A 12,892-nucleotide genomic window follows, 5' to 3' on the forward strand; every position below is an offset into this window, starting at 1 on the left:
CCGGCGGATCAGTCCGCCGGTTCCGGTTCATCCACCTGCGCCACCCGTGCGCCGGATTTGTTCGAGGTCACAACCCCCAGCGACTTCAGCTTGCGGTGCAGCGCACTGCGCTCCATCCCGACAAAGCTTGCCGTACGGCTGATATTGCCGCCAAACCGGTTGATCTGGGTCAGCAGGTATTCCCGCTCGAACGCTTCGCGTGCCTCGCGCAGGGGCAAGGTCGCCAATGCACCCGACAAGACAACGCGGCCGGAATCATCAGCCTTTTCTTCTTCGGTCGGCAGTTCCTTGGCCTCGATCGGCCCGGCCCCGTCGCCAAGGATCAAGACACGCTCGATCAGGTTCTTAAGTTGCCGCACATTCCCCGGCCAGGTCATCGTCTGCAACAACGCAACGGCCTCCTCCGAGATTTCGCGCGCAGTAAGACCTTGGGATTCGTTGCACATTTCGATGAAATGCTGCGCCAGCACAGGGATATCCTCGCGCCGTTCCTCCAGCGACGGCACCGCAATCGGCACGACATTCAGGCGGTGATACAGCTCTTCGCGAAAACGGTCTGCCTCAATCTCGGCGTCCAGATTTCGGTTGGTCGAGGATATGACCCGCAGATCAACCCTCACCTTGTCCGAGCCGCCAACTCGCTGAAACTGCTGGTCCACCAGAACGCGCAGGATCTTGGACTGCGTGCCCATCGGCATATCCGCCACCTCATCGAAATAGACCACGCCGCCATGGGCCTCTTCCAGAAGTCCGGATTCTATTCCGCGTTCCGATGATTCCCGCCCGAACAGCACCTCTTCGACGCGCTCGGGTTCGATCCCGGCGCAGTTCACTGTCACAAACGGTGCATTGGCCCGATTGGAATGGGCGTGGATATAGCGCGCGGCGATTTCCTTGCCGGACCCTGCGGGGCCGCTCAGCATCACGCGGCCGTTCGATTTTGTGACCTTGTCCAATTGGCTTTGCATTGCCCGAAACGACGCCGATTTGCCGATCATGTCCGAGCTCGTGACCTCTTTGCGTTTCAACGAGGCATTCTCGCGGCGCAGGCGCGAGGTTTCCATCGCGCGGCGGATCACCACCATAAGCTGGTCGATGTTAAAGGGCTTTTCGATAAAATCATACGCCCCCTGCTTGATCGCAGCTACCGCGATTTCAATGTTACCGTGGCCGGAAATGATCACCACCGGCACATCCGGGTTGTCGCGTTTCACCGCCTTCAGGATGTCGATCCCGTCCATGCGGCTGTCTTTCAGCCAGATATCCAGAATCAGCAGCCCCGGCGGCTCGGAATTGATTTCGGCCATGCACTCGTCCGAGTTGCCGGCGCGCCGGGTTGAATAGCCTTCGTCCTCCAGAATGTCGGACACCAGTTCGCGAATATCGCGTTCGTCATCTACGATCAGAATGTCGCTCATCTTTGGCCTGCTTTCAGTTTGTTGGTTTTAATCGCCTGCTTTTGCGGCGCTGCTTTCGGGGGTAAATTGCCCCCCGGCAAACGGATCACGGCCATCGCGCCAAAATGGTCCTGTCCGTCAAACACAGGGGCGTCTTCCAAAGTAAGCGCACCGCCATGTTCTTCGATAATCTTCTTGACGATGGGCAAGCCCAGCCCAGTGCCTTCGTCGCGTGTCGTCACATAGGGCTCGAACAGCCGCGCCCGGTCTTCGGGCAAGCCAATGCCGTTGTCCGCAATTGTGATAACCGTACCCGCATCGTCGCTGGTAACATCCACTTTGATTTGTGGTTTCAGATTTTCCGGCGCGTCCTTTTGCTCAAGCGTTGCAATAGCTTCGCCCGCGTTCTTGATCAAATTCGTCAACGCCTGATGCAGCATCGTCGCGTCCACATCCGCCAGAACCGGCCGGTCCGGCAGCGTCGCGTCAATCTGAACATCCGGCTGCCCCGCCTGCTGCAAAAGCACCGCTTCCCGCACCAAACCCACGATGTTTTCCTCGCGCCGGTCCGGTTCAGGCATCCGCGCGAATTTTGAGAACTCATCCACGATCCGCCGCAGATCGTTGGTCTGGCGCACAATGACATCGGTCATGGATTCCAGGCTGTCGCAATCAGCCTCGTCCAGTTTGCGCGAGAATTTGCGCTTGATCCGCTCGGCGCTTAGCTGGATTGGGGTCAGAGGGTTCTTGATCTCATGCGCGATGCGGCGGGCCACATCGCCCCAGGCCGCCATCCGTTGCGCGCTGACCAGATCGGTTACATCGTCAAAGGCAACAACATAGCCTTCCAGATGCCCATCCTCGCCCCGCCGGGTCGCCATGCGAACCAACAGATTTTCCAACTGGCCTTTGCGGGTCACCTTGACCTCACCCTGAACCGCCTCTTGTCCGCTGCCCTTCAGGTTTTCGAAAAGGGGCAGAAACTCTGGCACGGCGATGCCGATGGCCAGATGCTCTTCGCCGCGCGACCAATCCAGCAGACGCTCCGCAGAGCGGTTCACAAAGGTAACGCAGCCTTCGGCATCCACGCCAACCACGCCCGAGGTCACCGACGTCAGCACCGAATCGAACAGCCGCCGCCGACGTTCGATCTGACGGGTGTTTTCCAGCAGCGTGTCGCGTTGTCCTTTAAGTTGCCGGGTCATCTGATTGAAATAACGGCCCAGCATTGCGATTTCGTCATCGCTGGCCTCTTCGATCACCTGCACGCTGAGGTCCCCGGCCCCCACGCGCTGTGCCGCAGTGGTCAAACGCCCCACCGGGCGCGACAGGCGTTCCGCGAACCACATACCCAGTGACATCGCCGCCAGAATAAGGATGACCGCAAAGCCCAGATACAACAGCCCGAATTCAAACAGCACCCTGCCCCGTTCGCTTTCGAGCTGTTGATAGAATTGAACCGTTTCCTTGGTGTCATCCAGCAATGTCAGCAACTGGCCATCCACATCGCGGCTGACATACAGGTATCGGTCAAGGTAGGCATTCAACGGCACCAGGGCGCGGAATTCGCTGTTTTGCCAATCGGCAATGATCAGCAAACCCTGATCTGCGGCTTCGACCATCTGATCGGGCGTTGGTTGTTCATAGTTGAACAGGTAGGACCGATCCCCGCGCGATTTGATTTCGCCACTGCCATCAATGACATATGCCTCGCGCAGGCCGCGCTGAATTTGCGACTGCCCCTGTGCCAGAACTTCGCGCAGTTCTGCGTCTGATATGTAGAAATCCAACGTCCGCGCATTGTCCAGAAAACGCGCCAGAACGGTGGCGTCCTGCGTCAGGCCCTGCCGGTGCTCTTGCTCATAAGCTTCGGCCGCTGTCAGGGACGAGCCGACAACCTCGCGCACACGATCGGAAAACCAGCCCTCAAGCCCGATGTTCACAGTCAGCCCTGCAAAGATCGCGACCGTTACAGTGGGCACCAGCGCCAGCAGCGTGAAGGCCCCGATCAGTCGCAGGTGCAGCCGCGACCCCGCTGATTTTGCTCGGCGCGCGGCGATAAGGTTGCCCACCTGACTAAGAACAAGCGCAGCAACCACCAGCACATAAACCAGATCGGCAAGAAGGATCAGACGCAATGTCGGGGCTGTTGTGCCAAGGTCAAAAGGACCAATGACAAGATAGGTTGCCAACGCCAGCACGGGACCCAGAAGAACAAGCCCCAAGGTGCTGAAATTGCGCAGCTTTCGTGATTTCCGCCATCGATTAATCGATAGGATCATCCCGCTCTGTGCTCGGGTTGCCACCGTCTGCCCTCATCCTGATGTGTCGCCTGCGCGACTGACCGCCATATGTCGTGGTCTTTGCCGGGGGAAAACCCGGATGCCACGCTTTGTGTGGCGATATTACATCAGTTTGCGGCGTCGTGTCACCTGAATATCGAGGTCTGTAATCTTTTTGCGCAGCGTATTTCGGTTAATCCCAAGTAAGTCCGCACATTTTGCCTGATTTCCACCTGTTGCATCCAGTGCCTGTTCGATCAATGGCACCTCAACCTCGCGCAAAATGCGCTGATACAGGCCCGGAGGCGGCAACAAGTTTCCGTGAAGGTCAAAGTACCGGCGCAGATGGCGGGCAACCGAAGCCGACAGTTTTTCGCGATCCCCATCCCCCAAAACCGGTTCAGCTTCGGGCTGGCTGCCCAGAACCATTTCAACCTCGGCCCGGGAAATCTCGTCCGACTGGCTGGTCAGGCTAAGGCGACGAATGGCGTTTTCCAACTGCCGTACGTTTCCCGGCCAGGAATAGCGCCGTACCAATTCGACCGCATCCGCACTGAGCCAACGTTTCGCACCGTGCTCGCGTTCTTCTCGTGCCAGAAAATGGTCGGCCAGCAAGGTAATGTCATCGACCCGCCCGCGCAGGGCCGGAACATGCACCGTCGCGCCGCACAGGCGATAGTAAAGGTCCTGACGTACGCGCCCGCTTTCCATGGCTTCGGTCAGGTCCGACTGACTGGTGGCCATGAACCGCGGAGTGAGGTCGCCGGGGGTGTCCATCATACGCACGATACGGGCCTGAAGCTCATCTTCGATATCGCTGATTTCATCTATCAACAGCGTACCGCCGCGCACACGCGCCATCACGCGCGCCGGGCCTTCAAGGTCGCGCAGGTCGGTGGCGGTAACGGTGATGAATGGCAAGGTACGGCGATCCGAGAAGTCGTGAATTGCGCGGGAGATCAATGACTTGCCCGTCCCACTTTCACCAGAGATCATAACCGAAAGATCAGTATTCATAACCCGCGCCACCAGTCGGTACAGCGTCTGCATGACCGGGGTACGCCCCACCAGAGGCAGGTCATCAGGCCGATCACCCGGCGTTTCCTGCACCTCTGCCTGCACGCGCTGCTTCTGTTCCAGCGCCCGCGCCGTGCGTTTCATCAGATCGGGCAGATCGAAGGGTTTGGGCAGATAGTCATAGGCCTCGGCCTCGGCCGCCTGAATGGCTGTCATGATCGTGTTTTGGGCCGAGATCACAATGACCGGCAACCCGGGTCGGTCCTGCGCGATCTTGGGCAGCATCTCTAACCCGTTGCCGTCTGGCATGACCACGTCCGAGATCACCACATCCCCTTTGCCTTCGCCAACCCAGCGCATCAGCGTCGTCAACGAGGATGTCGCATGCACCTTGCACCCGGCCCGCGTCAGGGCCTGGGTCAGAACGGTGCGGATCGTGCGGTCGTCATCTGCGACCAGTACTGTGCCATCCATCGGGTGCTCTCCTTGATTTATCCCGTCTCGGCTTTGACGTCTTGCAGGGTTTCTTGTGGCGCGCGCCTTAGCGAAAGGCGAAACACCGTGCGTCCGGGAACCGACTCGGCCGAAATCCAGCCGTCGTGGTCCGAGACGATCTTGCTGACCAATGCCAGCCCCAGCCCGGTGCCGTTTTCCCTGCCCGAAACAAACGGGTCAAAGATATCGCCGCGTATCTTTTCCGGCAGCCCCGGCCCGTCATCCACGATCTCAATCTGCAGCGGCAGCGAATGGCCCGAACCGTCACTGCGGCGCAGGCGAAAGGAATGTTCGAAGTAAGTACGCAGACGGATTGTTCCCCCTTTGGGATCAGCAACTTCTGAGGCGTTCTTGAGAAGATTTAGAACCACCTGCAAAAACTGATCCGCATCGCCATAAGCCAGTGGCAGGGACGGGTCGTAATCCTCGATGATGTTCATGTGCGCCCCGAACCCCAGCAGCGCGGATCGGCGCGCGCGGTCCAGAACATCGTGGATATTGACCGGCCTGACATCCGGTTGCGACAGGTTTCCGAATTGCTCCACCTGCTCTAACAGCTTTACGATCCGGCGACTTTCTTCGACGATAAGGTCAGTAAGTTCAACATCTTGCTGCGATATATTCATGCTAAGCAACTGCGCGGCACCGGTAATCCCGGCCAGCGGATTCTTGATCTCATGCGCCAGCATCTCGGCCATGCCGATGGCCGATTGCGCCGCAGATTTCACCGTGTTGCCGCGCGTCATCCGACCCGCCAGTTCACGTGGCGAGATGATCATGATCATTGAACCCGGATGCCCAACCAGCGGCGCGATCTGCAACGCACATTGCAATGGCGCGCGATTGCCCGATCCGGCGTCAACATCGTTTACGAACAGCGGCGTGCCATGCAGGCGTGCCCTCAGAAACGCCTCTTCCAGCGGCGCGTCCACGGCGATCTGGTCCCACACCGGATGCCCGATCACCGCCTTGCGTGAGGCATTCAGAAACCCCTCACCCGCCGAGTTCACATCCGCGATGCGGTCTTCGGCGTCGATGATGAAGGCCGGTACCGGCAGCGAGGTCCAGATGTTCTGATCCGATGTCATGCGGCGGCCTCCGCATTGCCGCTGAGCGCTTCGCCCAGCAGGTGCAGCACCCCATCCGTATCGCGCGAGGTCAGAACGGCGCGGCGCAGGGTGGTCGGTGTTGCGACCTCATCCATGTACCAGCCCAGATGTTTGCGTGCGACGCGCAGGCCCAGATCGGTGCCATAAAACTCCAACATCGACTGATAATGCGCCCGCACCATTTCGGTCAGGTCGTCACCCACAGGGATCTCAGGCGCATTGGCCCCGTAAAGGTCGTGGCAGATTTGCGCCAGCAGCCAGGGTTTGCCCTGCGCGCCACGCCCGACCATGACGCCATCCGCGCCCGACTGATCCAAAGCGGATCGCGCAGCGACGGTATCCACGATATCGCCGTTGGCAATAACCGGAATGGACACGGCCTGTTTCACCGACCGGATCGCGCGCCAGTCGGCGTGGCCCTTGTAAAACTGGCATCGGGTACGGCCGTGGATCGTGACCATGGAAATCCCCGCGTCCTGCGCCCGCCGCGCCACGTCGGGCGCGTTCAACAGGCTGTCGTCCCAGCCCAGTCGGGTTTTCAGTGTCACGGGGATATCAACCGCCCCGACCACCGCCTCGATCAGCCGCAGTGCATGATCCGGGGTCTTCAGCAGGGCCGAACCAGAATAGCCATTCGTCACCTTTTTGGCCGGGCAGCCCATGTTGATGTCAATTACCCGCGCGCCACGGTCGGCAACCTGCCGGGCGGCCTCGGCCATCCAATGCGCCTCGCGCCCGGCCAGTTGGACAGCGGTGTTTTCGACATCCGCCGACAGCTCGGCCCGCTCGCGCACGCCGGGCTTGGCCTGCACCATCTCTTGACTGGCGACCATCTCGCTGACGACCATGCCCGCACCAAAGCGCATCACCAAATCACGAAAGGGCCGATCGGTGATTCCAGCCATCGGTGCCAGCAATACCGGCGGGTTCAGAGCTTTGTCAGCAAGTTGCAGAGTCACCGTGCTTAATCCTTGGGCAGTTGCGGCTGTGATATAGAATTGAATGCATATGAACAACAAATCAGCGCCCATCAAGCCCGCAAAATCATCATTTGCCTATTTTTTAGGCAAGTTTACGCGGGTGATTGCCTCTGCATTCACCGCACCCTAAACAATGCCCTCAAACCATCCGGAGAGATTGCCCCCATGACCACCGCCGCCATCATCGTCGCCGCAGGACGCGGGCTGCGCGCCGGTGGGGGGATACCGAAACAGTGGCGCCCCCTTGGTGGGCGGCGCGTCGCGGATTGGACCATCGACAGGTTCCGGGGTCAGGTCGATCACATCGTGCTGGTCCTGTCCGGGGATGATCACGACGCCTGGGCCGAATTCGACGGGTCCGATCTGATCATAGCCCGAGGCGGCAACGATAGGTCTGAATCCGTGCGCAACGGGTTGAAGGCACTGGAAACCCTCAAGGTGCAGCAGGTTTTGATCCACGACGTCGCCCGCCCCTGCGTCAGCCTTCAGACCATTCAACAGGTATTAGGCGCGCTGAGCGCGCATCCCGCATCGGCACCGGGGTTGGCGGTCACCGATGCGCTTTGGACAGGGGATGGTGCCGTGGTGACCGGAACACAGGATCGCACCAGTCTGTTTGCCGCGCAGACTCCGCAAGGGTTTGACTATGACGCTATCGTCGCAGCCCATGCGGCCCACCCCGGAGGCGCCGCGGATGATGTCGAGGTCGCCCGTGCGGCGGGGCTGGACGTGGCCATCGTGCCGGGCGATGCAGATAACATCAAAATCACACGGCCCGAGGATTTTGCCCGGGCGGAACGCATATTGGGAACGGATATGGATGTAAGGCTGGGCAACGGGTACGACGTGCATCGGTTTGGTGACGGGGATCACGTGATCCTGTGCGGCGTTAAGGTGCCGCATGATCGGGGCCTACAAGGGCATTCGGATGCGGATGTGGGCATGCATGCCGTGACCGACGCGATCTATGGCGCATTGGCGCAGGGCGATATCGGCCAGCATTTCCCGCCCTCGGACCCGCAATGGAAAGGCGCGGCCAGCAAGATTTTCCTGCGCCACGCAGTCAAGTTGGCCCAGCAGATGGGCTATCAGATCTCAAACGTCGACTGCACGCTGGTCTGCGAATTCCCCAAGATCGGCCCCCACGCCCCCACCATGCGGAGTGAAATGGCGCGGATCATGGGTCTGCGCACTGATCAGGTCTCGGTCAAGGCAACAACATCCGAGCGTCTTGGCTTTACCGGTCGCAGTGAAGGCATCGCCTCGCTTGCCACAGCATGTCTGGTGAAATCATGACCGCCGCGCGCCTGATCGGAACCGTCTGCGGTGTCGGCTATCTGCGCCCCGCACCGGGCACATGGGGGTCACTGGCCGCCCTGCCCCTGGTGTGGGTTCTGCATACGCTGGGTGGTTTTCCCCTGCTGGTGATCGCAACGGTTGCCGTATTCTTCGGCGGACTATGGGCCACTCGGGTGATGACCGCCGGCAAAGACAATCACGACCCGTCGGAAATCGTCATTGACGAGGTCGCCGGGCAGTTCATTGCACTCTGGGCGATCTCTTACCCCTCCTGGGCGCATGGGATCGAGATCACGGCGCTCTGGCCCGGTTGGGTCGCGGGGTTCGTGCTGTTCCGGCTGTTCGATATCACCAAGCCCGGTCCCGTCGGCTGGGCCGACCGGCGCGATGATGCGATGGGGGTGATGCTGGATGATGTGATCGCGGGTATCCTTGCCGGGGTCGGTGTGCTGATCCTTGCGGGCATCGCGCATGGGGTCATGGGCCTGTGACCGTCGCCGACCTTTTGGACCGCGCCAAGGCGCAGCGGATGATGATCGCCACCGCCGAAAGCTGCACCGGCGGCATGGTCGCGGCGGCACTGACCGATATCCCCGGCAGCTCTGCCGTGGTCGAACGTGGGTTCGTCACTTACACCAACGCCGCCAAACAGCAGATGCTGGGCGTCCGGGCAGAAACGCTGACTGCGCATGGCGCGGTCTCGGAACAGGTTGCGCGCGAAATGGCTGACGGGGCATTGGCACAGTCGCAAGCACAGCTGAGCGTTTCGATAACCGGCATCGCCGGTCCGGGCGGGTCCGAATTCAAGCCCGAGGGGCGCGTCTGCTTTGGTCTGGCCGCAGTCGGCCAGCCGACCCACACCGAAACCGTCGAGTTTGGCGCGTTGGGTCGTGCCAACGTACGTCTGGCCGCGCGCGATCACGCGTTGTCTCTGCTGGACCGGGGGCTTTCCAAATCTACCACGGCATTGCCAGGATAATCGGGCATCCGTTCATTCAACCCCCATGGATTGACAGCGGTGCCCTGACGGCAACCACGGGTATTGTCACCCGCTGGGTGGTTGCACTTGGCACGTGGCATGGCGTAAAGGCACAAGCGGAAACAGACACGCGTCGCCAAGCCCACCTTGGCGCGCGCGGCCCGCAAGGGCCAAAGCGGACCTCTTGAGGGTCCGCTTTTGTTTTGCGCACAACCCTCTCGACTCTGGGCCAAGGCTCGGGCTATCAGCCCGCAACGCCATTCAGCCCCGAGGTCTCCTGCCATGATCCCCAGTTCATTCCCCGATAGCACCGAAATCGCCCGCCTGACCGCGCGGATGCTGCTGGAGATCAAGGCCGTTCATTTCAATGCGCGCGAGCCGTTCACGCTGGCCAGCGGCCTGCCCAGCCCGACCTACATTGATTGCCGCAAGCTGATCTCATACCCGCGCATCCGCTCGACCCTGATGGATTTCCTGACCGTCACCGTGATGCGCGACGCCGGGTTCGAGGCCTTCGACAACATCGCCGGTGGCGAGACCGCGGGCATTCCCTTTGCCGCGCTGGTCGCCGAACGCATGGCCCTGCCCATGACCTATGTGCGCAAGAAACCCAAGGGCTATGGCCGTAACGCCCGCATCGAAGGCGCGATGAGCGAAGGTGAACGCGTGCTGCTGGTTGAGGACCTGACTACCGATGGCGGCTCAAAGCTGTCGTTCGTCGATGCGATCCGCGAAACCGGCGCAACGTGTGGGCATACGGCTGTCATCTTTTACTATGGCATCTTCCCGGAAACGGAAAAAACGTTGGGTGATCACGGTGTGCAATTGCATCACCTTTGCACCTGGTGGGACGTACTTGCCGAAGCTAAGGCGCAGAAAGCGTTCGACAAAGAAACGCTGGACGGGGTCGAGACCTTCTTGAACGACCCCCGCGCCTGGCAAGATGCCAATAAATCCACGTAAACTTGCTGTGGATATTTTGGGGATAACCTGATTGGATTCGGCGTCGACTGAACAATATATGGTGACATTCCGATAATATCCTACATAATACGGCACATCCATTCTGGATCTGTGGTTATCCCGAAAGTTATCCCAAGGCTTTACCACCGGTTAACCACAGGTATTTCCAGATAGCCTGCACGTCAAAATTGCGTGTAAGAACACCGTGGGCAGCGGGGACAATATGAACGAGATTAGCAGCATCGAGCAGGCAGCGGCGAAGATTCAGAACGCCGAAACCATGCCGCATTCCATTGAGGCCGAGCAGCAGCTTCTGGGTGCGATTCTGACCAACAACGACCTGTATGACCGGGTTGCCTCGATTATCGGGGCAGAACATTTCTATGATCCGGTCCATTCACGCATTTACGAGGTCGCTTCGACCCGCATCGCCAAGAACGCGCTGGCCTCGCCCGTGACGTTGAAATCTTTCATGGCCGAGGATGAGGGCCTGAAAGAACTGGGCGGTCCGGCTTATCTGGTCAAACTGGCCGGGGCCTCGATCAGTGCCTTTGCGGTGCATGACTATGCCCAGATGATCTATGATCTGGCGATCCGGCGCGAGTTGATCCGGCTGGGCCGCGACATCTCGGACAAGGCGGCGCGGGTCGATGTATCAAGCGAGCCGAAAGAACAGATCGTCGAGGCGGAACAACAACTCTATCAGCTATCCGAGCAGGGCCAGACCGAACAGGGTTTTCAATCCTTCCTCAAGGCGGTCACAGAAGCCGTCAACGTCACCAACGAAGCGTACCAGCGCGGTGGCGGCATGGCGGGGATTTCCACCGGTCTGGCCGACTTGGATAAGCAATTGGGCGGATTGCACCCGTCTGACCTGATCATTCTGGCGGGTCGTCCGTCGATGGGAAAAACCTCGCTGGCGACCAACGTGGCGTTCAACGTGGCCAAGGCATACAAGCGCGGGCTGAAACCGGACGGCACCGAAGGCGCGATTGATGGCGGTGTTGTCGGCTTTTTCTCGCTCGAGATGAGCGCCGAGCAGCTGGCGGGCCGGGTTCTGGCCGAAGCGTCCGAAATCTCTAGCCACAAGATCCGTCAGGGTGACATGACGGAATCCGAGTTCCGCCGCTTTGTCGATGCTGCCAAGGAACTGGAAGCCTGCCCCCTGTTCATTGATGACACCCCTGCCCTGCCAATCTCGCAACTCGCCGCCCGCGCGCGCCGGTTGAAGCGGACGCACGGGCTGGACCTGTTGGTGGTCGACTATTTGCAACTGTGCCGCGGCATGGCCGAAAACCGCGTCAACGAGATTGCCGAGATTTCGATGGGCATGAAAGCCATCGCCAAAGAACTACAGATTCCGGTGATTGCCCTGTCCCAGTTGTCGCGTCAGGTTGAAAACCGCGACGACAAACGTCCGCAACTATCTGACCTGCGGGAATCAGGCTCAATCGAACAGGACGCCGACGTTGTGATGTTCGTGTTCCGCGAGGAATATTATAAGGAACGTGAAAAGCCCGGCGATCATGAGCTGGAAAAGATGGAAGAGTGGAAGCAGGCCATGGAGCGCCTGCACGCCAAGGCCGAAGTCATCGTCGGCAAGCAGCGCCATGGCCCCATCGGCACGGTCGAGTTGTCGTTCGAGGCGCAGTTCACGCGTTTCGGCAATCTGGTCAAGCCCTGGCAGCAGGATGCCCAGGTCGAAGGCTATTGACGCCTACCAAAGCTCGGGCCTGTTGAACGCGCTGACACAGTGGGACGGGCCTGACAATGGCGACGCATCCACGCCATTCAGCGATTGCCCCAGCCATCCATGCGGCTGGCTCAGCGGCATGGGCGGTTGTGCGAACGTGTCAGTGATTGGCTGAAACCCGGTTTTTCCATAATAAGCCGGATCGCCGTAGGTCACCGCGTAATCTACCTCGTTCCGGCGCAGCTCATCCAACCCAAAGCGGATCAGCTTTTGGCCAATTCCGGTTTTTTGCCGGTTGGTCCGCACCGCCACGGGCGACATCAAAAACACCTGTCGCGGGTCCTGATCATAGCGCAGCCGCGAAAACAGAATGCAGCCCGCCACTTCATCCCCGTCCAGCGCCAGAGTGGCCAGTAAATCGCCATCCAAAGTCGTCGCCAACAGGTCATCAACCAACGCACCAATCGCGCGCCCTTCGCCCTCGCCCTCAGAGGCCGCAAAGACATCACGAAACAGCCCCGGCAATTCGGTCACCCGCGCGCGAAAATCAGCAGTCAGCTTTACCATGTTCGGCCCCAGTCCATTTCGATCAACCACCCTGTTTCGACGCCGCAAGTTGATCATAGAACAAACAAAATGACGAGGCGTGGGCCGAACTCATCAAGGTATTTTTCCGCC

11 protein-coding genes are annotated in these 12,892 nt (G+C 59.9%); 5 read left to right on the plus strand and 6 right to left on the minus strand.

What is annotated here, in order from left to right:
* Window positions 1–8: 8 nt before the first annotated feature.
* From JT51_RS17725 to dusB, 5 genes are all read right to left on the minus strand, one after another.
* Window positions 9–1,418, minus strand: a complete 1,410-nt coding sequence (locus JT51_RS17725; RefSeq protein WP_037315905.1) for a sigma-54-dependent transcriptional regulator — start codon at window positions 1,416–1,418, stop codon at window positions 9–11.
* Window positions 1,415–3,679, minus strand: a complete 2,265-nt coding sequence (locus JT51_RS17730) for a sensor histidine kinase NtrY-like (protein ID WP_051927630.1) — start codon at window positions 3,677–3,679, stop codon at window positions 1,415–1,417. The genes JT51_RS17725 and JT51_RS17730 overlap by 4 nt, the downstream gene beginning before the upstream one ends.
* Window positions 3,680–3,802: 123 nt before the next feature.
* Complete coding sequence (locus JT51_RS17735; RefSeq protein ID WP_037315911.1) at window positions 3,803–5,170, minus strand: sigma-54-dependent transcriptional regulator; 1,368 nt, start codon at window positions 5,168–5,170, stop codon at window positions 3,803–3,805.
* A gap of 17 nt (window positions 5,171–5,187) precedes the next feature.
* Window positions 5,188–6,279, minus strand: a complete 1,092-nt coding sequence (locus JT51_RS17740) for a two-component system sensor histidine kinase NtrB (RefSeq protein WP_037315915.1) — start codon at window positions 6,277–6,279, stop codon at window positions 5,188–5,190.
* Complete coding sequence (dusB, locus tag JT51_RS17745) at window positions 6,276–7,259, minus strand: tRNA dihydrouridine synthase DusB (RefSeq protein ID WP_037316340.1); 984 nt, start codon at window positions 7,257–7,259, stop codon at window positions 6,276–6,278. Before dusB ends, JT51_RS17740 begins: the two co-directional genes overlap by 4 nt.
* A 186-nt stretch (window positions 7,260–7,445) precedes the next feature.
* On the opposite strand from dusB, the gene JT51_RS17750 reads away from it, so the two are divergent.
* The 5 genes from JT51_RS17750 (at window position 7,446) to JT51_RS17770 (ending at window position 12,235) form a co-directional block, all read left to right on the plus strand.
* Window positions 7,446–8,576, plus strand: a complete 1,131-nt coding sequence (locus JT51_RS17750) for a bifunctional 2-C-methyl-D-erythritol 4-phosphate cytidylyltransferase/2-C-methyl-D-erythritol 2,4-cyclodiphosphate synthase (protein WP_037315918.1) — start codon at window positions 7,446–7,448, stop codon at window positions 8,574–8,576.
* On the plus strand, window positions 8,573–9,070 hold the full coding sequence (locus tag JT51_RS17755) for a phosphatidylglycerophosphatase A (protein ID WP_037315921.1): 498 nt from the start codon (window positions 8,573–8,575) through the stop codon (window positions 9,068–9,070). The genes JT51_RS17750 and JT51_RS17755 overlap by 4 nt, the downstream gene beginning before the upstream one ends.
* Window positions 9,067–9,558: a CinA family protein gene (locus tag JT51_RS17760; protein WP_037315924.1), complete on the plus strand. Its 492-nt coding sequence runs from the start codon at window positions 9,067–9,069 to the stop codon at window positions 9,556–9,558. The genes JT51_RS17755 and JT51_RS17760 overlap by 4 nt, the downstream gene beginning before the upstream one ends.
* Window positions 9,559–9,840: 282 nt before the next feature.
* Window positions 9,841–10,521 carry an orotate phosphoribosyltransferase gene (locus tag JT51_RS17765; RefSeq protein WP_037315927.1) on the plus strand — a complete coding sequence of 227 codons (681 nt, stop codon included), beginning with the start codon at window positions 9,841–9,843 and terminating at the stop codon, window positions 10,519–10,521.
* Window positions 10,522–10,744: 223 nt separating this feature from the next.
* A complete protein-coding gene (locus JT51_RS17770; RefSeq protein WP_037315930.1) occupies window positions 10,745–12,235 on the plus strand; it encodes a replicative DNA helicase in 1,491 nt (496 codons plus the stop codon).
* A 3-nt stretch (window positions 12,236–12,238) separates the two neighbouring features.
* Here the strand turns inward: JT51_RS17770 and JT51_RS17775 are convergent, their stop codons facing one another.
* Window positions 12,239–12,781 (minus strand): GNAT family N-acetyltransferase, encoded by a 543-nt coding sequence (locus JT51_RS17775; protein ID WP_051927631.1) that lies wholly within the window; start codon window positions 12,779–12,781, stop codon window positions 12,239–12,241.
* Window positions 12,782–12,892: the final 111 nt, after the last annotated feature.

This window comes from Ruegeria halocynthiae, assembly GCF_000743705.1.
Taxonomy (GTDB): Bacteria; Pseudomonadota; Alphaproteobacteria; order Rhodobacterales; family Rhodobacteraceae; genus Ruegeria; species Ruegeria halocynthiae_B.

What these genes read in the sequence shown, in the direction of transcription:
- JT51_RS17770 (WP_037315930.1), top strand. Translation starts at nt 10,745, where the DNA reads ATGAACGAGATTAGCAGCATCGAGCAGGCAGCGGCGAAGATTCAGAAC.
- JT51_RS17765 (WP_037315927.1), top strand. Translation starts at nt 9,841, where the DNA reads ATGATCCCCAGTTCATTCCCCGATAGCACCGAAATCGCCCGCCTGACC.
- JT51_RS17740 (WP_037315915.1), bottom strand. Translation starts at nt 6,279, where the DNA reads ATGACATCGGATCAGAACATCTGGACCTCGCTGCCGGTACCGGCCTTC.
- JT51_RS17735 (WP_037315911.1), bottom strand. Translation starts at nt 5,170, where the DNA reads ATGGATGGCACAGTACTGGTCGCAGATGACGACCGCACGATCCGCACC.
- JT51_RS17725 (WP_037315905.1), bottom strand. Translation starts at nt 1,418, where the DNA reads ATGAGCGACATTCTGATCGTAGATGACGAACGCGATATTCGCGAACTG.
- JT51_RS17750 (WP_037315918.1), top strand. Translation starts at nt 7,446, where the DNA reads ATGACCACCGCCGCCATCATCGTCGCCGCAGGACGCGGGCTGCGCGCC.
- JT51_RS17755 (WP_037315921.1), top strand. Translation starts at nt 8,573, where the DNA reads ATGACCGCCGCGCGCCTGATCGGAACCGTCTGCGGTGTCGGCTATCTG.
- JT51_RS17775 (WP_051927631.1), bottom strand. Translation starts at nt 12,781, where the DNA reads ATGGTAAAGCTGACTGCTGATTTTCGCGCGCGGGTGACCGAATTGCCG.
- JT51_RS17730 (WP_051927630.1), bottom strand. Translation starts at nt 3,679, where the DNA reads ATGATCCTATCGATTAATCGATGGCGGAAATCACGAAAGCTGCGCAAT.